This window comes from Streptomyces lincolnensis, from assembly GCF_001685355.1.
Lineage (GTDB): Bacteria > Actinomycetota > Actinomycetes > Streptomycetales > Streptomycetaceae > Streptomyces > Streptomyces lincolnensis.
The window spans coordinates 8,698,239-8,719,152 of record NZ_CP016438.1; the positions used below are offsets into that span (position 1 = coordinate 8,698,239).

At 73.1% G+C, this 20,914-nt stretch carries 13 protein-coding genes and 1 tRNA gene; 5 read left to right on the plus strand and 9 right to left on the minus strand.

Translation table 11 applies throughout. The features are described 5' to 3' along the window. Positions 1–40: 40 nt before the first annotated feature. Positions 41–436, minus strand: coding sequence for a RidA family protein (locus tag SLINC_RS38395; protein WP_067443037.1), 396 nt, complete (start codon positions 434–436; stop codon positions 41–43). A 96-nt stretch (positions 437–532) separates the two neighbouring features. Here SLINC_RS38395 and SLINC_RS38400 point away from each other — a divergent pair, with 96 nt between their 5' ends. Beyond that, complete coding sequence (locus SLINC_RS38400; protein ID WP_067443038.1) at positions 533–1,513, plus strand: helix-turn-helix transcriptional regulator; 981 nt, start codon at positions 533–535, stop codon at positions 1,511–1,513. Positions 1,514–1,586: 73 nt separating this feature from the next. Beyond that, positions 1,587–2,360 carry a sulfite exporter TauE/SafE family protein gene (locus SLINC_RS38405; RefSeq protein WP_067443039.1) on the plus strand — a complete coding sequence of 258 codons (774 nt, stop codon included), beginning with the start codon at positions 1,587–1,589 and terminating at the stop codon, positions 2,358–2,360. Positions 2,361–2,382: 22 nt separating this feature from the next. On the opposite strand, the gene SLINC_RS38410 is transcribed toward SLINC_RS38405, so the two are convergent. Continuing rightward, positions 2,383–3,177, minus strand: coding sequence for an HAD-IIA family hydrolase (locus tag SLINC_RS38410; protein WP_067443040.1), 795 nt, complete (start codon positions 3,175–3,177; stop codon positions 2,383–2,385). A gap of 92 nt (positions 3,178–3,269) precedes the next feature. On the opposite strand from SLINC_RS38410, the gene SLINC_RS38415 reads away from it, so the two are divergent. Then, positions 3,270–4,025, plus strand: coding sequence for a cobalt-precorrin-6A reductase (locus SLINC_RS38415; RefSeq protein WP_067446163.1), 756 nt, complete (start codon positions 3,270–3,272; stop codon positions 4,023–4,025). Between the two features lie 68 nt (positions 4,026–4,093). Here SLINC_RS38415 and SLINC_RS38420 read toward each other — a convergent pair whose 3' ends face one another. The 3 genes from SLINC_RS38420 to SLINC_RS38430 form a co-directional block, all read right to left on the minus strand. Continuing rightward, positions 4,094–6,175, minus strand: coding sequence for an MDR family MFS transporter (locus SLINC_RS38420; protein ID WP_067443041.1), 2,082 nt, complete (start codon positions 6,173–6,175; stop codon positions 4,094–4,096). A 65-nt stretch (positions 6,176–6,240) separates the two neighbouring features. Next, positions 6,241–7,014 carry a precorrin-6A synthase (deacetylating) gene (gene cobF / locus SLINC_RS38425; RefSeq protein WP_067443042.1) on the minus strand — a complete coding sequence of 258 codons (774 nt, stop codon included), beginning with the start codon at positions 7,012–7,014 and terminating at the stop codon, positions 6,241–6,243. 135 nt (positions 7,015–7,149) lie between these two features. Further along, positions 7,150–7,683 carry a DUF309 domain-containing protein gene (locus SLINC_RS38430; protein ID WP_067443043.1) on the minus strand — a complete coding sequence of 178 codons (534 nt, stop codon included), beginning with the start codon at positions 7,681–7,683 and terminating at the stop codon, positions 7,150–7,152. Positions 7,684–7,806: 123 nt separating this feature from the next. Between SLINC_RS38430 and SLINC_RS38435 the strand changes: the two genes are divergently transcribed. Further along, positions 7,807–7,880 (plus strand) — tRNA-Pro (locus tag SLINC_RS38435). A 133-nt stretch (positions 7,881–8,013) separates the two neighbouring features. Here the strand turns inward: SLINC_RS38435 and SLINC_RS38440 are convergent. Next, positions 8,014–8,760 carry an SDR family oxidoreductase gene (locus SLINC_RS38440; protein WP_067443044.1) on the minus strand — a complete coding sequence of 249 codons (747 nt, stop codon included), beginning with the start codon at positions 8,758–8,760 and terminating at the stop codon, positions 8,014–8,016. 251 nt (positions 8,761–9,011) lie between these two features. Between SLINC_RS38440 and SLINC_RS38445 the strand changes: the two genes are divergently transcribed. Then, entirely contained in the window at positions 9,012–10,826 is a 1,815-nt protein-coding gene (locus SLINC_RS38445) for an ABC transporter ATP-binding protein (RefSeq protein WP_067443045.1), read from the plus strand. A gap of 38 nt (positions 10,827–10,864) precedes the next feature. Here SLINC_RS38445 and SLINC_RS38450 read toward each other — a convergent pair whose 3' ends face one another. From SLINC_RS38450 to SLINC_RS38460, 3 genes are read right to left on the minus strand one after another with little or no spacing between them, the layout of a single operon-like run. Beyond that, complete coding sequence (locus SLINC_RS38450) at positions 10,865–11,158, minus strand: DUF1905 domain-containing protein (RefSeq protein WP_067443046.1); 294 nt, start codon at positions 11,156–11,158, stop codon at positions 10,865–10,867. Positions 11,159–11,197: 39 nt separating this feature from the next. Further along, positions 11,198–12,697 carry a tryptophan 7-halogenase gene (locus SLINC_RS38455; RefSeq protein ID WP_067443047.1) on the minus strand — a complete coding sequence of 500 codons (1,500 nt, stop codon included), beginning with the start codon at positions 12,695–12,697 and terminating at the stop codon, positions 11,198–11,200. Then, a complete protein-coding gene (locus SLINC_RS38460; protein ID WP_067443048.1) occupies positions 12,694–20,784 on the minus strand; it encodes a type I polyketide synthase in 8,091 nt (2,696 codons plus the stop codon). The genes SLINC_RS38455 and SLINC_RS38460 overlap by 4 nt, the downstream gene beginning before the upstream one ends. Positions 20,785–20,914 lie beyond the last annotated feature (130 nt).

Below are 20,914 nucleotides of genomic sequence, written 5' to 3' on the forward strand. Positions count from 1 at the left end.
GGCTACGGGGTCACTGCGCCCGACGGCCCCGCGGGGTCGCTCACGCGACGGCGGTCCCCTCCAGCTCGACCAACTGGCCGGGGATCGCCAGTCGTGTCACCCCGAGCATCGTGGTGGCCGGTGCCACCCCGGCGGCTCCCAACCGCGACGCCAGCACGCCGTAGTGCGGGAACAGCAGATCGACGTCGGTGGTGTAGACGTTGAGCCGGACGAGGTTCGCGAGGGACATGCCGGCCCCGCCGAGCACGGCCTCCAGATTGTCGAGGCTCAGCGCCAACTGAGCGGCCATGTCACCGTCGTGCCGGGGCTTGCCGTCGCCGTCCGTCGCGGTCTGCCCGGAGCAGTACAGGGTGCGGGTGTGCCCGGAGACGACCTCCCCCTGGTTGAACCCCAACTCCGTCGACCACGCCACCGGGTTGACCGCCGTTCGTTCCACTGCCACATCAGCTCCGTTCACATCTCGCTGTCAGTGAGCGGGAGCCTGCCAACAAATCACGACACCCTTCGTCATGTATTCGCATAGGGTTTTCGCATGCGCGCCGATCGGCTGGTCTCGCTCGTGCTGCTGCTGCGTCAGCGGGGTCGGCTGACCGCGGACACGCTGGCCCGTGAGCTGGAGGTGTCCACCCGTACCGTGCTGCGCGACATCGAGGCGCTGTCCGCGGCGGGCGTTCCGGTCTACGCCGAACGCGGCCGGCACGGCGGGTTCGCGTTGCTGCCCGGCTTCCGCACCGAGCTCACCGGGCTGAACCACGAGGAGGCCCTCGCCCTGCTGACCGCCGGATCGGGGCGCGGCGAGCAGGCGTTCGGCCTCGGCTCGGCGCTTGCCTCGGCCATGCGCAAGGTGGTCGACGCGCTGCCCGAGGGCCATCGGGACACGGCGAGCGACGCGGCCCGGCGACTCCTCGTCGAGCCGGAGACCGATCTGCTCTCCCGCCGGCCGGTCACCGAGGAGGTGCCCGACACGACGATGATCGTGATCCGGCGCGCGGTGCTCGCCGGACACCGGCTGCGCCTCCACTACGAGGCCACGGGCCAGACACCGCAGTGGCGCACGGTGGACCCGATCGGCCTGGTCACGGTGCGCGACCGGGGCTACCTGCTGGCCACGAGATCCGGTGCGGACCGCACCTACCGGCTGTCGCGGGTGCAGGCCGCCGAGGAACTCCCCGAACCGGCACAGCGACCGGACCGGGTCGATCTGGACCGGGCCTGGCGAGAACGCTGCGCGCGGTTCCTGGCCGGCGGCCATATCGCCGTACAGGTACGGGTGAGACCGGAGCGGCGGGAGGACCTGTTGAACTCCGCGGTGGCCGTCCGCGCGGCGGAACCCGACGCGGACGGCTGGCTGCGGCTGGAGGCGACGTTCCAGGATCTGCGCCACGCGGAATGGGCCATGTGGCAGCTCGGCACGGACGCGGAGGCCCTGACCCCGGAGTCGTTGCGCAGCCGCCTGCGCGACCGTGCCGCCGCGATGGCCGGCCTCTATGGAGCCTCGTCCGAAGAGGTTTGAGCAGGCGGTACAGGCCCAAGAGGCGAGACGGCACTTACCCCACAGGTTACTTGCACATAGCATCGGTGTTCGCATGAACACGATGACCCTGTGGCACATCACCGGCTGGGAGTTCGCCGCCCTCGCCCTCGCCGCCCTGCTCGTCGGCTTCTCGAAGACCGCCGTGAGCGGGGCCAACACGGTGAGCCTGGCGATCTTCGCCGCCGTCCTGCCCGCCCGCGCCTCCACCGGCGTCCTACTGCCGGTGCTGATCGCCGGGGACGTGCTCGCCGTGCTCACCTACCGGCGGCACGCGCACTGGCCCACGTTGTGGCGGCTGTTCCCGGCGGTCGCGGTGGGCGTGCTCGCCGGGACGCTGTTCCTGGTGTGGGCGGACGACGAGATCGTACGGACGTCCATCGGGGCCATCCTGCTGCTGATGGCCGGAGTGACGGTGTGGCGCCGTCGCACGGCCGAGGCGGAGGAGGAGCCGGACTCGGTCGTCACCCGGGCGGGCCGCGTCAAGGCCCGCTCCTACGGCGTCCTCGGCGGCTTCACCACCATGGTCGCCAACGCGGGCGGCCCGGTGATGTCGATGTATCTCCTCTCCGCGGGCTTCCGCAAACTCGGCTTCCTGGGCACCTCCGCCTTCTTCTTCCTGATCGTCAACGTCTCCAAGGTGCCCTTCAGCGTCGGCCTCGGCCTGATCGACGGCCGCTCCCTGCTCCTCGACGCCGCCCTCGTGGCGTTCGTCGTGCCCGGCGCGCTCCTCGGCAAATGGGCCGTGAACCGGATCAACCAGAAACTCTTCGAGCAACTGGTGATCGCGGCGACGATCATCGGCGGCCTGCAACTGCTCCTGCGGTAGGCGCGGTCCCGGCCCGGGCGGTTTATCGGGACAGGCCCAGCAGCGCCGGAAGATCCGCGAAGGAATCGATCACGTGGTCGGGCGTGCCGCTCGCCGCGTGATGGGTCTCGGGCAGGTACTTGCCCGTCCTCACCAGCACCCCGGTGACCCCGGCCCGCTGTGCCGCGAGGACGTCGGACTCGATGTCGTCCCCCACCATCACCGCCTCGTCCGCGCCGGCCCCCACCCGTGCCAGCGCCGCCTCGAAGAACGCCGGCGACGGCTTGCCGGTGACCTCGGCCTCCACCCGCGCGGCCTGCTCCAGGCCGGCCAGGAAGGCACCGGAGTCGAGCCGCAGCCCCTCGGCGGTACGCCAATACAGGTTGCGGTGCATCGCCACCAGCCGGGCCCCGCGCTGGAGATGGCCGAAGGCCCCGTCCAGCGCCGCGTAGTCGAACTCGGGTCCGGCCCCGCCGACGACCACGACGTCCGCGGCCGTCCGCGTGTCCCGCGGATCCAGCAGCCGGACCTCGCCGAGATCCTCCCGGACGTCCCCGCTGTTCAGCACGGCACACCGGGCGCCCGGCCAGTGCTCGGCGAGATACGCGGCGGTGGCGGCGGGCGCGGTCAGGATGTCTTGAGCCGTCACGGGGAACCCGGCGTCCTCCAGCGTCGCCGCGATCGACGCCCGCGTCCGGGACGTCGTGTTGGTGACCAGCACCACCGCCAGCCCGGCCGCACGGATCTCCCGCAGCGCCTCGACCGCCCCGGGCAACGGCTCCCACGAGACGGTGAGCACCCCGTCGATGTCGATCAGGACAGCACGCACGGACTCCATGCCCGGACGATAGCGGCCGGGCACCCCGCAGGCGCCGTCCGCGGACCGAACCCGGCGTGCCGTCCGGCGCCCGCGGCTCGTACGCTCACCCCATGCCCCGCTCGACCCCCCACGTGCTGATCCTCGGCGGCACCGCCGAGGCACGCGAACTCGCCGCCCTGCTCACGGCACGCTCCGGCCTCCGCGTCACCACCTCCCTCGCGGGCCGCGTGTCCCGGCCGGGGACGGTCACCGGAGACGTACGCATCGGCGGATTCGGCGGGGCGGACGGGCTGGCCGACTGGCTGCGCGACCAGCGCGTGGACGCCCTCGTCGACGCCACGCATCCCTTCGCCGAGTCGATCACCGCCAACGCGGCACGGGCCGCGGCGGCGACCGGGGTGCCGTCGGTCGTGCTGCGCCGCCCCGGCTGGCGCCCCGAGCCGGGCGACCGCTGGCACCCGGTCGCCTCCCTGGCCGAGGCGGCGGCCCTGCTCCCGACACTCGGCCGCCGGGTCCTGCTGACCACCGGCCGCCTCGGACTCGCCGCCTTCGCCCACCTGACGGACCTTCACTTCGTGGTCCGGTCCGTGGAGTTGCCCGACCCTCCGATGCCCCCGCACACCGAAGTGCTCCTGGCCCGCGGCCCGTTCACCGTCGCCGACGAAGCGGCCCTCCTGGGCGCCCACTGCATCGACGTCCTCGTCACCAAGGACAGCGGCGGAACCGCCACAGCGGCCAAACTCACAGCCGCCCGCCACCTCGCGCTCCCGGTCGTGGTCGTACGACGCCCCGCGCTGCCCCCGGGCGTCACCGCCGTCCCCGACGTGGCGTCCGTCCGGGAGTGGCTCGCGCTGGATCCGCTGTGACGGAGACCCGGGGCCGGTCCGGAGTGCGGCGCCCGCCGCCCCACCGCCCCGCCGCGCTGCCCCCGGCCTCAGCGCGGACTGCTGCTCGTCGCGAGTTCCGTCGTTCGCCGGGGCAGGCCGTGGCTCAGGTCCTCCACCAGCAGTCGCTTGGCGATGGTGTCCACCGCGGCGCGCAGGTCCGTTCCCGTCGGGCGGCCGATGTCCTGCTGGACGCGGCTTTCGAGCCAGGTGCTCCAGGCCTCGGTGATGACGCGGGCCTCGCGGGTCCCGGCGGCGGTGTGGGAGAGGAGGGAGCCGTCGCGGGTGAGGTAGCCCTCGTCGACCATGCGGTCGAAGACGGGGAGGAGGACCTCCGGGGGCATGTGACGGCGGGCGGCGATGAGGCCGAGGCTGGCGTGGCCGACGAGCCGGGTGAACAGTTCGACCTGCATCACGGCCCAGGCGCCGGCGACGTCGAGCCGGGTCTCGGAGTCGCTCATGATCCGGCGCGCGGTGTCCAGGTCCGTGCCGCCGATGATCTTCCCCACGGTCGCTTCCAGCACCCGCTGCGAGTCCGCGCCGGACGGTGACGCGAACCCTTCGCCCATGTCGGTCGAGCCCGCCCGCGCACTGTCGCGCAGCTGGACCTGCTTGAGGAACAGGGCGACCACGAACCCGACGGCCGCCACCGGCACGGTCCACAGGAACACCGTCTGGATGGTGTCGGCGTAGGCCCCGATGATCGGGGCGGAGACATCGGGCGGCAGCTTGTGTAGCCCCTCCGGACTGGTCGCCGCCCTGGTGACGGTGGCCGGGTCCGCGGACCCCACCTGGGCGGCGGAGGCGATCCCGTCCCTGAGGTTGGGCGTCAGGGAGTTGGTGTAGATCGTGCCGAAGACGGCGGTGCCGAAGGAACTGCCCAGCGTACGGAAGAAGGTGACACCGGAGGTCGCGGTGCCGAGGTCGGTGTACTCGACGGTGTTCTGCACGGCGATCGTCAGCACCTGCATGCACAGCCCGATACCGGTGCCGAGCACGAACATGTACAGCGACTCCAGCCACGCGCCCGTCGACGGCCCCATCAGCGACATCAGATACAGCCCGACGCCCATCACCAGCGCGCCGACGATCGGGAAGAACCGGTACTGCCCGGTCTTGCTGACCACGTTGCCGCTGAACACCGACGCGATGAGCAGCCCGATCACCAGCGGCAGCGTGCGCACGCCGGAGACCGTGGCCGAGTCGCCGTCGACGTACTGGAGATAGCTCGGCAGATACGTCATCGCGCCGAGCATCGCGAACCCGACGATGAAGCTGAGGATCGAGCAGACCGTGAACACCGGGTTGGCGAACAGCCGCATGGGCAGCATCGGTTCGGCCGCCCGGGTCTCCGTCCAGCAGAACAGACCGAGCGCGAGCGCACCGCCCACGAACAGGCCGATGATGACGCCCGACCTCCACGCGTACTCGTTCCCGCCCCAACTCGTCGCCAGGATCAGCGCACTGGCGCCGACCGCGACGAACGCGATGCCCAGGTAGTCGACGACCGGCCGGGCCGCCGACTTGACCACCGGGATCGTCCGGGCCGCCGCGACCACGACGAGGATCGCGATCGGGACGTTGACGTAGAACGCCCAGCGCCACGACAGATGGTCGGTGAACAGACCGCCGAGCAGCGGCCCGATGACCGTCGCCACCCCGAACACGGCGCCGATCGCGCCCTGGTACTTGCCGCGCTCCCTGAGCGGGACGACGTCGGCGATCAGCGCCATCGCCGTCACCATCAGACCGCCGGCACCGACACCCTGCATCGCTCGCCAGACGATCAGCAGGGTCATGTTGCCGGCGAGACCGCACAGGAACGACCCTGTGATGAACACGATCGCCGAGACCTGGAAGACCACCTTGCGGCCGAACATGTCGCCGAACCTGCCGACCAGGACGGTCGACACCGTCTCCGCGAGGAGATACGACGTCACCACCCACGACATGTGCTCGGCACCGCCGAGATCCGACACGATCGTCGGCAGTGCCGTGCCCACGATCGTCTGGTCGAGGGCCGCGAGCAGCACTCCCAGCATGATCGTCACGAAGACGACGTTGCGGCGACGCCTGTCCAGTACGGGAGGCTGTGCGGCGGCGGAAGACGCGGTTTCCTCGGCGACGGTCACGAGGTCACGATCACGCCGGTGGGCCGCACCCGCATGTGGGAACGGTCCGCTCGGGTGGCGTGTCCCTACCGCTGTCCCGGGTTCCGGCGCAGCAGATACGTGTCCATGATCCAGCCCTTGCGATCCCGCGCCTCGGCACGCAGCCGCTCGATGCGGGGAGCGGTCTCGGCGATCGGGCCGGAGGCGAGGATCTCGTCGGGCGTGCCTATGTAGGCGCCCCAGTAGATGTCGATGTCCTGGTCGGCGTACTGCCGGAAGGTCTGATGGGCGTCCAGCATCACCACCACGTCGTCCACCCCCTCGGGCAGGCCCTCGGCGAGCCGCCGGCCCGTGGTGATCTGCACGGGCCGCGCCACCCGGTTCAGTCCGGTGCGGTGCCGGGCGACGAGCGCCGAGACACTGCTGATGCCCGGCACGACGGTGTACTCGAAGGCCACCGTGCCCCGCTCCAGGATCTCCTCCAGGATCCCGATCGTGCTGTCGTACAGCGCGGGATCCCCCCAGACCAGGAACGCGCCGGTCTCGTCCTCGCCCAGCTCCTCGGTGATCAGCCGCGCGTAGATGTCGGCGCGGGCGCTGCGCCAGTCGCCGACGGCGGGGGAGTAGGCGGTGCCGCCCGCCTTGCGGTCGCGCTCCGGGTCACGCGCCTCGACGACCCGGTACGAACCCTCCGGTATGTGCGTCTCCAGCATGTCCCGGCGAAGCCGCGTCAGGTCGCTCTTCACCTCGCCCTTGTCGAGGACGAAGAACACGTCCGTGCCGCGCAGCGCCCCGACCGCCTGGAGGGTCAGCTGCTCGGGGTCGCCCGCACCGATACCGATGACATGAATTGTTCGCACGCCCCGAGTCTGCCCCACGCCACTGACAACCCGAACACCGAGGCCGGACGCCGTCCCCGGCTCACCCGGCCTCCGGCTCACCCGGCCTCCGGCTCACCCGGCCCGCGGCTCACCCCGCCCCGGGTCCCCGCAGGCTCACCCCGCCCCCGGTCCCCGCAACCGCGGCGCCCGCGCCCCCGCGTCGATGCCGCCCCCGGCCCGCTCCACGTCCTCGGCCAGCTCCCGGGCCCACGCGGCCACTGCCGCGAGGTCCAGCTCGTGCGGCCGCCGCTGCCCGGTCGCCGCCGCCCACTGCGTCACCGCCCCGGCGCCGCGCCGCAGCAGCCGGGCGCCGCCGGTGACGTTGCCCCGGGCGGCGTGGGTGAGGCCGACGGCGAGCTGGGCGAGGCCGCGCCACAGCTCGCGTTCCTCCTCGGGGCCGGACTTCCAGGCGTCCTCGAAGACCTCGTGGGCGTGGAACGGTTTCCCCGCGTCCAGCAGCTCCTGTGCCTCGGCCACGCTCTCGCGCGGGGCGCGCACCACGCCCTCGGGCTGCCGGGCGACGCCCTCCGTGCCGTAGGGGAGCGGCCGCCCGAGTCCGTCCCGGGGCCGGGCATTGCGTGCCCGGCCCTCCTCGTCGCGGTCCCGTGCGTCCACCTGCCGTCCTGACGATGTCCTGGTCCTGGCCATGAGTCGATTGTCCCGCGTCCCGGTCCCTCGGGCGCAGGTGCCCCGGGCCCGTCTTCGGCAGGGCCTCCGACGTGGGGTAAAGTGCTGTTCGCGCGGTCCCGCGGTTCACCGTGGGAAACGCACCGGGACGTGGCGCAGCTTGGTAGCGCACTTGACTGGGGGTCAAGGGGTCGCAGGTTCAAATCCTGTCGTCCCGACGGTGCGAAGGGTCTTCGCGGGCGAGAGCCTGTGGGGGCCCTTTTCGCATGGTCACCGGACCGAAGCGGATCGTCCGCCCGAAGCGCGGGGGTGGCCCTCCCGTGGAGGCGAGGGCCACCCGACAAACGGGCGCTACTTCTGCTGCGCGAGCCAGTCGCCGAACCTGGTCCCGGCGATCTGCGCGCCCGGCCCCGGCAGGAGCGTGGTCTCCTGCAACTCGGCGCCCCAGTAGGTCGCGTTCGGGTCCGTGACGATCTTGCGGGGGTCGTTCTTGGCGGCGAGCCCCATGCGGATGAACTCCTCCAGCTCGAACGCCTCGGGACCCGCGACCTCCACCACGCCGCCCACCGGCGAACCGACCGAGGCGCGGCCGACCGCCGCGGCCACGTCGTCGGAGACGATGGGCTGGATCCTGCCGGCGGGAAGGCGGACGGTGTCGCCCTCGGTGACCCCGTCGGCGAGGCCCTTCGCGAACTCGAAGAACTGGGTCGCGTGCACGATGGTCCAGGGCATGCCGGACGCCTTGATCAGCTCTTCCTGGGCCAGCTTGGCGCGGAAGTAGCCGCTGCCCTGGAGACGAGCGGTGCCGACCACGGACAGCGCCACGTGATGCCGTACGCCGGCTTCCGCCTCCGCCTCCAGCAGGTTGGCCGTGGAGGTGCGGAAGAACTCCATGACGGCCTCGTCCTCGAACGAGGGGGAGTTGGACACGTCGACCACGACCGACGCGCCCTTGAGGACGTCGGCCAGCCCCTCGCCCGTCAGCGTGTCGACGCCGGTGCCGGGCGCGGCCGCGACCGCCTCGTGGCCGTGCTCGCCGAGCCTGGCGACCACCTTCGAGCCGATGAGCCCGGTGCCACCGATCACTACGATCTTCATGTCGGAATTCCTTTCGGGTTCTCCTGGTGCCTGTACCGGAAGAGACAGGGCAGCGGCTCTCCTTGTGACAGTGCTCGTCGGCTCGCCCTCTGTCGACATCTCGGGTCCGACCCCTTGCGCATGGCTGAGAAAAATGCATGGACGCCGCCCACGCCGTCGCGGGACACTCCGTTCCTGATCCGCTCGTACCCGCAGAGTGACGGAATCGACACTCTGCGTGTGTGAGTGCCGTACGAGACCACAGGATGGGGATGGACGCGCCTATCGCGCGCGAGGTTCCGCCGGGCAAAGGCCCCGTGATCCTCGCGCTTCGCTATTACGGACGGGAACTCGCCCGGCTCCGGTGGCTGACGCTGCCCGGGATGCTGCTGCCCGCGCTGGGAAACATCGGTCTCTACTACATCGCACCCCTGGTCGTCGCGAAGCTCGTCGGCCACATCGCGGGCGACACCGACACCACCGTCGGCGCGGCCCTGCCCTACCTCGTCGCCTTCGCCGGCGTGATGCTGCTCGCGGAGGCACTGTGGCGGGTCGGCCTGCACTGTCTGAACCGCCTCGACGCCCGAGGAATCGAGAACCTGTACGTCATCGGCATGGACGAACTGTTCGCCAAGGACGCCGCGTTCTTCCACGACAACTTCGCCGGCTCGCTGACCAAGCGGGTCCTGAGCTTCGCCTCCCGCTTCGAGCAGTTCGTCGACACGATGACCTTCAACGTCGTGGCCAACTTCGTGCCGCTGCTGTTCGGCGCGGTGGTCCTGTGGCGCTACGAGCCGCTGCTCGTGGTCGGGCTTCTGGTGATGATCGCCGTGACGGCGCTGTGCGTGGCGCCTCTCATCCGTCGCCGCCAGCGGCTCGTCCGCCGGCGCGAGGAGGCGATCGCCCGGGTGTCGGGTCATGTCGCCGACAGCCTGATGAACATGGACACGGTCCGGGCCTTCGCCGCCGAGGACCGCGAGGCCGCCGAGCACCGCAGCCGGGTCGCGGAGTCCCGACGCCTCTCGCTCAGGTCGTGGGACTACGGCAATCTGCGCATCGACACCCTGGTCGCGCCGCTGTCCGTGCTGACCAACGTGCTGGGCCTGCTGCTCGCGGTCACGCTCGGCGGGGGCGGGCAGGGCGTGGAGGCGGTGGTGGTCGCCTTCACGTACTACACCAACGCGACGCGGATCATGTTCGAGTTCAACCAGATCTACCGTCGGCTGGAGAGCGCGATGACGGAGTCCGCGCAGTTCACCGAACTGCTGCTGACCCCGCCCACCGTGCTCGACCCGGTGACGCCGGAGCCGCTGGCGCCGCGGGCCGCCGACGTCCGCTTCGACGGGGTGACGTTCGCGCACGCGGGCGCGGACCGGCTCTTCGACGACCTCGACCTGACCGTGCCCAGCGGGGCGAAGGTGGGTCTCGTCGGCCGGTCCGGGGGAGGCAAGACCACGCTCTCCCGGCTGCTGCTGCGGATGACGGACATCGACGGCGGCCGGATCCTGATCGGGGGCCAGGACATCAGCAGGCTGCGCCAGGCGGACCTGCGCAGTCTGATCGCGTACGTGCCGCAGGACCCGGCGATGTTCCACCGCACCCTGCGCGAGAACATCGCCTTCGCCCGGCCGGACGCCACCGAGGCCGAGATCCGCCGTGCCGCCGAGGCCGCCCATGTCACGGAGTTCGCCGACGCGTTGCCCGACGGCTTCGACACCATGGTGGGCGAGCGGGGCATCAAGCTGTCCGGCGGCCAGCGCCAGCGGGTCGCGCTCGCCCGGGCGATCCTGCGGGACGCGCCGATCCTGCTGCTCGACGAGGCGACCAGCGCACTGGACTCCGAGAGCGAGCTCCTCGTCCAGGAGGCGCTGTGGCGGCTCATGGAGCGGCGGACCGCGCTCGTGGTGGCGCACCGGCTGAGCACGGTCGCGGGCATGGACCGGCTCGTCGTCCTCGACCGCGGCCGGATCGTCGAGCAGGGCACGCACCAGGAACTGCTCGCCTCGGACGGCGCCTACGCCAAGCTGTGGCAGCACCAGTCCGGCGGCTTCCTCGACGACACCTCCGAGCAGGCCGACCTGGTGTGAAGTAGTGAAGTAGTGCCCGGCGGGACCGCGGCGGACGGCTACGTACCGAGGAGGACGGTCATCTCCACGGTCACGTCGTCGCCCGCCGCGAGGCCGTGGGGGGTGCGTACGGCGTTCTTGAGCGGTAGCAGATAGGCGCCGTTCCTGGGGAAGAGCGAGGTCTCGAAGGAGGTTTTGCCGATCCGGGCGGTGACCGGGACGACACCCCAGCCGTAGGTGGCCATCGCGGCCACCTCGCGGATGTCGGACGACTCCTCGTCCGGCACGACGACGAAGTAGTACGGCGCGGGACCGCGCCATTCGATCACCGGTCCGGCGAAGACGAGATGCATGCGGTCAGTCTCTCCGATCGGGAGCGGCGGGGTCCCGGGTCACCCGGCCACCCAGGTGAGGCCGTCCTCCGAGGCCACGAGACCCCCGGGACGCACGGGGGTCTCGTCCTCCAACGGACCGCCGAGGAGCCCCCGTTCCTGGAGGACCGTGCCCTCCCGGAACACCTCGCGGAAGGTGGTGGACTCGTAGAGCGGATTGCGCAGGCCGTCGGAGTCCGGGAGCCGGCCCACGGCCCGGTCGAAGTCGGAGGCGGCCTCCGCCACGCGTGCCCCCGCCTGTCCGTCGCCACCGAGGGACGAGTCGCCGGAGGCCAGACCGCCGACCAGCTCGACGAACGACTCCAGTTCCGTGGTGCCCAGCCGGGTGACCTTGCGCGCCTTCCAGAAGTACGACCGCTCGTCCTGGTGCATGTCGTAGAAGGAGACCAGGAACTCGTGGAACAGGCCGTACTCGTGCCGGTAGCGGGTCTCGAACTCCTCGAACAGGCGCGCCTCGTCCACCGCTCCGGCGAGACCGCTGTTGAGGGAGCGGGCCGCGAGCAGGGCGCCGTACGTGGCGAGGTGGACGCCGGAGGACAGGACCGGGTCGACGAAGCAGGCGGCGTCGCCGACCAGGACCATGCCGGGCCGCCACAGCCGGGACTTCCAGTACGACCAGTCCTTGCGCACCCTGACCTGGTCGTACGGCGTCTCGGTGGCCCGGGGCACCCCGGTCAGGAGGTCCCGGACCTCGGGGCAGGCGTCGATCAGGCGCCGCCAGGCCGCCTCCGGATCACGTTGGATGTCGGCGGCGTTCTCCCGGCTGACCACCGCGCCCACGCTGGTGAGGTCGTCGCGGAGCGGGATGTACCAGAGCCAGCCCTCCTCGAAGGCGGCACAGAAGATGTTGCCGTCGTTCGGTGCGGGGAGCCGTGCGCCACCGGCGAAGTAGCCGAACACCGCGATGTTGCGGAAGAAGTCGGAGTACGTCCGCTTCCCGCCGACCTCGCCATGGATCCTGCTGCCGTTGCCGGAGGCGTCCACGACGTAACGCGCCCGCGCCTGACGCGACGCGCCGTCGGCGCCGGTCCACTCGACACCCCGGACCCGTTCCTCGTCGGCCAGGACGTCCTTGACGCGGCAGCCCTCCCGGACGTCCACGCCGAGCCGGCGGGCGTTGTCCAGCAGGATCTGGTCGAACCGGGACCGCTCGACCTGGTAGGCGTACGAGGTCGGATCGGCCAGCCGGGGGGAGAGCGCGAAGGAGAACTGCCACGGATCCCGGTTCCGGCCCCACCGGAAGGTGCCGCCGCGCTTCGGCTTGAAGCCCGCCCGGGCGACCTCCTCCTCGACACCCAGGATGCGGCACACACCGTGCACGGTCGAGGGCAGCAGCGACTCGCCTATCTGGTAGCGGGGGAACGTCTGCTGTTCCAGCAGGAGCACCCGGTGGCCCTTCAGGGCGACGGCCGACGCGACGGTCGAGCCGGCCGGGCCGCCGCCCACGACCACGACGTCGAACTCCTCCGTCGTCTGCGCCGGTCGGTTCGGGGACGTCATCGCTTTCCCTCCACTGTCGCCGGAATGTCGATCGTCGGCAGCGCGCTGATCCAGGTGCGGACGGCCGCCGCCGTGTCCCGGGCGTGCTCCCGCAGGAACGAGAAGTGGTCGCCGGGGACGTCGACGCTCTCGTGCGCCAGCGGCCAGGAGGTCCGCCACTCGTCCGGGCCCGCGCCCGCCGCCATCTCGGGAGTGGGCCGGGTGGCCCGCACCAGCAGGGTGGGGGTGGCGACCGGTTCCGGATCCCAGTCGAGGAACATCCGGGTGTAGGCGCCGAGCGCCGCCACGCCGGAGTCCTCGTCCCCGGTGAACCGGCCGCCGCCCAGACGCGGCGCGATGACCGCGGGCAGGGACAGCAGCCAGTCCTTGTCGTTGGTGCGGTCGTCGATGAGATACGTGTCGAGGAGCACCTGCCCGACGGGAGCCCGCCCCTCGGTCTCCAGCCGGCGGGTCACGGCGTGGGCGACGGCGCCGCCGGTGGAGGCGCCCATGACCACGAAGGGGCGGTCGCCGACATGCCGGAGGACCGTCTCGGCGTGGACCCGGGCGAGCGTCCCGGGGTCGGCCGGGACGGCGGGGCCCGCACCGATCCCGGGGTGCGGGAGTTCGAGGACGTCCCACTCGCCGTCGAAACAGCGGTGGAAATCGGCGTACTCACCACCCGGCGCACCGAACGGCGGGTGGTACCCGGTGAAGAACACGAACACCGGCCCCTTGCCGGAACCCTCGGCGCGCCGCAGCGGCGCGAGCGCGTGCCGCCGGGTCTCCCCGGGGCCGAAGGTCGGCACCGCCCAGGACGCCGTGACCAGCATGTGCATCGCCGCGACGACCTGACCGGCCTCGCAGACGCGCCGGTAGAGGGCGGCCAGCGACTGTGCGGGCCGGATGTCGTCCCCTGGGCTGCCGGTCTCCTCGGTCGACGGCCCGATCTCCTCGGCCGGTGGTCCGGCGGGCAGGTCGTCGAGGAGCCCGAGGACATGGCGGGCCAGATCTCCGGCCGTCGCATGCTCGAAGATCACGGCGGCCGGCAGCCGGAGCCGCAGGGCCATGCTCAGCCGGTTGCGGACCTGGACCGCCATCAGCGAGTCGAAACCCAGCTCGGCGAAGGACCTGCCCTCCGGCAGCGCGTCGGCGTCCGGGTGCCCCAGCACGGCGGCCACGTCGCCGCGCATCAACTCGGCCAGCGCCTCCTCCCGTTCGGACTCCGGCAGCCCGGCCAGCACGGTCCGCCAGGCCCCGGGCTGCCACGGCTGCTCGGCCTCGGAGCTCTCCTCGGGACGCGAGGCCGGAGCGACGGGGCCACGCGACCCGACGAGTCCTCGCAGGAGCGGCGGCACGGCCTCCCGCGAGCCCTCGGCGGAGCGGAGTCCGGCCCGGTCCACCAGGACCGGCGCCAGCACGGGCTCGCCCGCGCCCAGCGCCGCGTCGAACAACGCCAGGCCCTGCTCCACGGACAGCGCGCGCAGCACCTCGCCGCGCCCTTGCAACGCCCCGGCGGTCATCCCGCGCTCGGTCTCCCACGGTCCCCAGGCCAGCGAGAGGGCGGGCAGCCCCAGCCCGGCGCGGTGGCGGGCCAGGGCGTCCAGGAAGGCGTTGGCCGCCGCGTAGTTGCCCTGCCCGGCGCGGCCCAGCAGCCCGGACACCGAGGAGAACAGCACGAACGCCGACAGGTCCAGGTCCCGGGTCAGCTCGTGCAGCCACCAGGCCGCGTCCGCCTTGGGGCGCAGCACCGCGGCCAGACGCTCGGGAGTGAGCGCGGCGAGCACGCCGTCGTCGAGTACCCCGGCGCAGTGCACCACGGCGGTCAGATCGGGCGCACAGCCCTTGACCAGCTCCGTCAGCGCGGCCCGGTCCGTCACGTCACAGGCCACGACCCGCACCTCGGCGCCCAACTCCTCCAGCGCGCCCCGCAGTTCCGCGGCGTCCGGCGCCGACGGCCCCTGGCGCCCGGCGAGCAGTAGATGGCGTACGCCGTACGACGTGACGAGATGGCGCGCGGTCGCCGAGCCCAGCGCACCGGTACCGCCCGTGATCAGTACCGTGCCGTCCGGGTCGAAGGCGGGAACGTCCCCGGACGGCGCCGCGGCCGCCCCGGTCAGACGTGGAGCCGTCAACGTCCCGGCTCGTACGGATAGTTGTGGCTCACCGGTCGCCACCGCGGCCGGGAGGGCCCGCAGGGACTCCGGCCGCCCGTCCGTGTCGGCCAGCAGGATCCGCCCTGGCGTCTCCGCCTGGGCCGCCCGCACCAGCCCCCACACCGCGGCCCCCGCCAGGTCGGGGGTGTCCGCTGTGGCGTCCCGGGTGACCACCAGCAGACGTGCGCCGGCTGTGCGTGGATCGTCCTGCCAGTCCTGAAGTGCGCGGAGCACCCGGGCGGTCACCTGATGGACGGCCGCCGGAGGACCGTGCTCCTGGACCGGGGCGACGGCGGTGATGACCACGACCTTCGGCGACGAGCCGGCCGCGCCCACCACGTCGGGAAGGATCGAGCGGAGATCCAGCTCGTCCGGACCGACGAGCGTCCACGGACCCGCGTCCGCCCGGGACAGCTCGACCGCCACCCAGTCCTCGCGGAACAGCGCCCGCCGCACCACGTCCGCGGCCGATCCGCCCGCGCCGTCGGGGAGTTCACGGAGCGTCAGCGACTCCACACGCGCCACCGCACGACCCGCCCCGTCGGCGAGCGTCACCGACACGGTGTCCGGCCCGCTCGGCGCGACCCGCACCCGCACGTGGGACGCGCCCGTCGCGTACAACCGCACCCCGCTCCACGCGAACGGCACCCGGACCGCGCCGAGTTCGTGCCCGGAGCCCGCCAGCAGCGGGGCGTGCAGTGCCGCGTCCAGCAGGGCCGGATGGATGCCGAACCGGTCGCCGACCGCCGACTCCGCCTCCGGCAGGCGGACTTCGGCGAACAGGTCGTCACCGCGCCGCCAAACCGCCCGTACGCCCCGGAAGGCCGGCCCGTAGGCGAGGCCGCCGTCCGCGAGAGTGTCGTAGGCGTCGGAGAGGTCGATCTCGGTGGCGCCCTGCGGTGGCCACACCGTCAGGTCCTGCTCCGTGGGCGGAGGCTCGGCCGGGGCCGGGGCGAGCATGCCGGTGGCGTGCCGGGTCCAGGCCGGATCCGGGCCGGTGCCCGGGTCGTCGGAGCGGGCGTGGACGTCGACCGGACGTCGGCCGGTCCCGTCCGGGGCGCCCACGACGACCTGGACGCGCGCCGCCGAGGCCGCGGTGAGCGGGGCGAGGACCACGAGTTCGTCGAGCGCGCCGCAGCCCAGCTCCTCGCCCGCCCGCAGGGCCAGCTCGACGAGGGCCGTCGCGGGGACGAGGACCGACCCGCCGACCACGTGATCGGCGAGCCAGGGATGGGCCGAGGGGGAGAGCAGACCGGTGAACACGGTCCGGTCGGTGCCCGGTACGGCGAAGGCCGGACCCAGCAGCGGGGTGTCCGCCGCCGCCGTGGTCGGCAGGGGCGGGGCGTCCAGCCAGTAGCGCCGGCGCTGGAAGGCGTACGTCGGCAGGTCGATCCGGCGTGCCCCGGAGCCCGCGAACACGGCGGGCCAGTCGACGTGGACCCCGTGCACATGGAGCCGGGCCACGGCGGACAGGAGGGACCGCGGCTCCTCCTCGCCGCCGCGCGTGGCCGCGACGAGCACCGGCCCGCCGCCGTCCGGGCGGGTCAGGCAGTCCTCGGCCGCCGCCGTGAGCACGGGGCCGGGGCCGATCTCCAGGAACGCCGACACCCGCTGCTCGCCGAGCCACCCCACCGCGTCGGCGAACCGCACCGGGCGGCGGGCGTGCCGTACCCAGTACTCCGCGGAACACAGGTCGTCGGGGTCGGCCGGGCGGCCCGTCACGGTCGACACCACAGGGATCCGCGGCGGCCGGAACGCGAGTCCTTCGGCCACCCGGCGGAAGTCGTCGAGCGCGGGCTCCACCAGCGGTGAGTGGAAGGCGTGCGAGACCCGCAGGCGGACGGTCCTGCGGCCCCGCGCCTCGAACCGTGCGGCCACGGCCAGCACCGCGTCCCGGGCGCCCGAGATCACCGTGGAGCGGGGGCCGTTGACCGAGGCGATCGCCACCCGGTCGCCGGCTCCGGCGAGTTCGGCGGCGGCCTCCTCCTCCGTGGCGTGCAGGGCCACCATCGCCCCGCCCTCGGGAAGGGCGTGCATCAACCGGCCGCGGGCCGCGACGAGTTGCGCCGCGTCGGCCAGATCCAGCACTCCGGCGACATGGGCCGCCGCCAGTTCGCCCACCGAGTGGCCGGCCAGGAAGTCGGGCCGCACCCCCCAGGACTCCAGCAGCCGGAACAGGGCCACCTCGAAGGCGAACAGACCGGCCTGGGTGAAGTCCGTACGGTCGAGCAGGGCGGCCCGAGGGGAACCCTCGGCGGCGGACAGCACCTGGCCGAGCGGCTGCTCCAGGTGGCCGTCCAGCTCCCGGCAGACCTCGTCGAAGGCGGCGGCGAAGGCGGGGAACGCGGTGCTCAACCCGGCGCCCATACGGGCGCGTTGGGCGCCCTGGCCGGCGAAGAGGAAGGCGGTGCGGAGACCGGGTTCCGCGACCGCCCGCACCACACCGACACCCTCCCGCCCCTCGGCCAGTGCCTCCAGTGCCTCCGGGATCCGCGCCGGGTCGCCGACCGGCACCATCGCGCGGTGGGCGAGCGCCGACCGCGACACCGCCAGCGAGAGCCCCACGTCGGCCGCCGACAGACCGGGCCGGGCCGCCAGATGGGCGGCGAGCCGCCGGGCCTGGGCACGCAGGGCGCCTTCGTCGGCGCCGGAGAGCAGCCAGGGGGCGCCCGCGAGGGCACTCGGTGCGGTCGTCCCGGTGCGCGGCCGAGCCGTTTGCGGGACCTCTGCCGGACCGTCGTGGAGCGGCGGTGCCTCCTCCAGGATCACGTGCGCGTTCGTCCCGCTGATACCGAAGGCCGACACACCGGCCCGGCGCCGCCTGTCCCGCGTCGCGGGCCACGGGCGGGCCCGCGCCAGCAGTTCCACGCGACCGGTGGACCAGTCGACGTGCGGGGTGGGGCTCTGCGCGTGCAGGGACCGGGGGAGGTGCTCGTGCCGGAGGGCCTGCACCATCTTGATCACGCCGGCGACCCCGGCGGCCGCCTGGGTGTGCCCGAGGTTGGACTTGACCGAGCCCAGCCACAGCGGCGGCCGGTTCGCGCCGCGGTCCCGCCCGTACGCGGCGAGCAGGGCGCCGGCCTCGACGGGATCGCCGAGCCGGGTGCCCGTGCCGTGCGCCTCGACCGCGTCCACGTCGTCGGCGCGCAGTCCGGCGTCGGCCAACGCCTGTGCGATCAGCCGCTGTTGGGCCTGGCCGTTGGGTGCCGACAGGCCGTTGGAGGCGCCGTCGGAGTTGACGGCGGAGCCACGCAGCACGGCCAGGACCGGGTGGCCGTGGCGCCGGGCGTCGGAGAGCCGCTCCAGCAGCACCAGGCCCACCCCCTCACTCCAGGCGGTGCCGTCCGCCGACGCCGAGAACGACTTGCAGCGGCCGTCGGGCGCGAGACCGCGCTGCCGGCTGAACACGGTGAACGGCTTCGGCGTCGACATCACCGTGACCCCGCCGGCCAGCGCGAGGGAACACTCGCCCGAGCGCAGCGCCCGCACCGCCCAGTGCAGCGCCACCAGCGAGGAGGAACACGCGGTGTCGAGTGTGATCGAGGGCCCGCGCAGGCCGTAGACGTACGAGATCCGGCCGGAGGCCACGCTGCGCGCGTTGCCCAGGCCGAGGTGGGCCTCCAGGTCGGGCCGGTTGAAGAGGGCGGAGTAGTCGCTGTGCATCACGCCGACGAACACGCCGGTGTCGCTGTCCCGCAGGCTGTCCCGGCCGATGCCCGCCCGCTCCCAGACCTCCCACGAGGTCTCCAGGAGCAGCCGGTGCTGCGGGTCCGTGGCCAGCGCCTCCCGCGGCGAGATCCCGAACAGGCCGGCGTCGAACTCCCCGGCCCGGTGCAGGAATCCGCCGTGCCGGGTGTACGACGTGCCGGGCCGGTCCGGGTCGGGGTGGTACAGGCCGGCCAGATCCCAGCCCCGGTCTGCGGGGAAGTCCGAGATCGTGTCGCGGCCCTCGGTCACCACCTGCCACAGGTCTTCGGGGGAGCCGACGTCACCGGGATAGCGGCAGCCCATGGCGACGATCACGATCGGATCGTCCGGCTCCGCCGCCGCGGTGGACCGGGAAGGAGCGTCGGACGCCGTGGGGAAGAGCATGGAGTGCACGGACCGGGCCAGTGCGGCCGGGGTCGGGTGGTCGAACACCAGCGTCGACGGCAGCCGCAGCCCGGTCGCCCCGCCCAGCCGCTCGATCAGGGTGACGGCACCCGCCGAGGTCAGCCCGAGATCGGTGAACGGGCTGTCGGCGTCGAGCCGTCGGCCCGCCGCGCCGCAGACCGCGGCCGTCTCGGCGAGCACCGCCTCGCGCAGCGCGCGGTCCCGTCCCTCGGGCGGCAGGGACAGCAGCCGCCGACGCAGCGCCCCGTCGGCCGCCGTGGGGGCCGGTGGCGCCGGAGGGGCACCGGACACGGGCCGGGCGAGTCCCGGGACGACCGCGTGCCGGGCGATCTTGCCGGACGCCGTCCGCGGAACGGCCGCGATCTCGTGGATCTCCGCCGGCAGCTTGTACGCGGCCAGCCGGGTCCGGCACGCGGCCAGGACCCGCTCCGGATCGATCCCGTCCGGTCCCGGGACGACGTAGGCCACGGGGACCTCGCCGAGCACGTCGTGCGGCCTGCCGACCACCACCGCGTCCCGCACTCCGGGAGCGCGCAGCAGGGCCTCCTCCACCTCCGTGGGGTGGATGTTCTCCCCGCCGCGGATGATCAGTTCGCCGACCCGGCCGGTGAGCACGAGATGGCCGTGCTCCACGCGCCGGCCCAGGTCCCCGGTCCGGTACCAGCCGTCCCGCAGCGCGGCCCGATTCGCCTCGGGTTGTTGGTGGTACCCGCTCATGAGGCCCGGGCCCCGCACCCAGACCTCGCCCTCCTCCCCGTCGGCCGCGTCCTGGCTGGAACCGGGATCGACGAGCCGTACGTCCATCCCCGGCACCGGCGTTCCGCAGGAACCCTCGACCCGCGGCCCGTCCGGCCGGTTCACCGCGATCATTCCGCAGGTCTCGGTGCTGCCGTACGCGTCCAGCAGCGGCGCCCCGAGCACCTCCTCCACCGCGCGGCGCAGGGCCGGCGTGCTCGGCGCACCTGCCACCAGACAGATCCGCAGGGCCGGGGGGACCGGGCCGTCCCCGGCCGAGGCCAGCACCTGGTGGTAGACGGCGGGCACCCCGGCCAGCACGGTGTAGGGGCCCTCGTCGTGCACGGCGGACAGCTCCCGCAACAGGCCCTCGGGCGGCAGGAGTTCGCCGGTGATACGGGCACTCGCGCCCACGGCGGTGACGCCCAGGATCGCCAGCGAGTGCCCGAAACTGTGGAAGAGCGGGAGCGGCCAGAGCAGCCGGTCCTCGGCCGAGAGCCCGAAGATCGGGGCGTAGCAGGCGGCCACCGACCACAGGGCGGCGCGCTGGGTGGACAGCACCCCCTTGGGGCGGTGGGTGGTGCCGGAGGTGTAGAGCATCCAGGCCGGCTCGTCGAGACCGAGGTCGTCCCGGGGTGCCTCGGTGGCCTCGCTCTCGGCCACGTCACGGAACAGGACCGTCGCGTCGGGTGCGTCCGCGGGGACCGGCCCGGCGCCGGTGAGCAGGACGCGCACCGGGCGGTCGCCCAGGAGGGGGAGGTGCGCGGAGTCGGTGACGACGACCGTGGCGCCGCTGTCATCGAGGAAGTGGCCGAGTTCGGCCTCGGAGGACCGGGGGTTGAGGGGGACGCCGACCGCTCCCGCCCGGACGACGGCGAGGACGCTCTCCACCGTCTCCACGCGGTTGCCCAGACAGATCGCCACCCGGTCGCCGCGCCGGACACCGGTCCGTGCCAGATACGCGGCCAGCCGTCCGGTGCGCCGCTCCAACTCGGCGTAGGTGACCCGCCGTACGTCGTCGGCGAAGGCCACCCGCGAGGGTGCCGCCGTGGCATGGGCCCGCAGTAACTCGTGAAGCGGCCGGATCAGCGCCTCGTCCGTCATGTATCCGCCCCTCTCGGGACGTGCCGCGGCACACCCCGACACCGATCCGCGTGCAGAACAACGAGGCCGAGCCTACGGGCAGGACCCCCGGAAGATCGAACGTTTCAGCGACCGGCCGTGGCGTGCGGCC

Bases quoted from the DNA above. Each gene is read 5' to 3' on its own strand.
- SLINC_RS38400 (WP_067443038.1), top strand. From the start codon at position 533: ATGCGCGCCGATCGGCTGGTCTCGCTCGTGCTGCTGCTGCGTCAGCGG.
- SLINC_RS38405 (WP_067443039.1), top strand. From the start codon at position 1,587: ATGAACACGATGACCCTGTGGCACATCACCGGCTGGGAGTTCGCCGCC.
- SLINC_RS38410 (WP_067443040.1), bottom strand. From the start codon at position 3,177: ATGGAGTCCGTGCGTGCTGTCCTGATCGACATCGACGGGGTGCTCACC.
- SLINC_RS38415 (WP_067446163.1), top strand. From the start codon at position 3,270: ATGCCCCGCTCGACCCCCCACGTGCTGATCCTCGGCGGCACCGCCGAG.
- SLINC_RS38430 (WP_067443043.1), bottom strand. From the start codon at position 7,683: ATGGCCAGGACCAGGACATCGTCAGGACGGCAGGTGGACGCACGGGAC.
- SLINC_RS38440 (WP_067443044.1), bottom strand. From the start codon at position 8,760: ATGAAGATCGTAGTGATCGGTGGCACCGGGCTCATCGGCTCGAAGGTG.
- SLINC_RS38445 (WP_067443045.1), top strand. From the start codon at position 9,012: ATGGACGCGCCTATCGCGCGCGAGGTTCCGCCGGGCAAAGGCCCCGTG.
- SLINC_RS38450 (WP_067443046.1), bottom strand. From the start codon at position 11,158: ATGCATCTCGTCTTCGCCGGACCGGTGATCGAATGGCGCGGTCCCGCG.
- SLINC_RS38455 (WP_067443047.1), bottom strand. From the start codon at position 12,697: ATGACGTCCCCGAACCGACCGGCGCAGACGACGGAGGAGTTCGACGTC.
- SLINC_RS38460 (WP_067443048.1), bottom strand. From the start codon at position 20,784: ATGACGGACGAGGCGCTGATCCGGCCGCTTCACGAGTTACTGCGGGCC.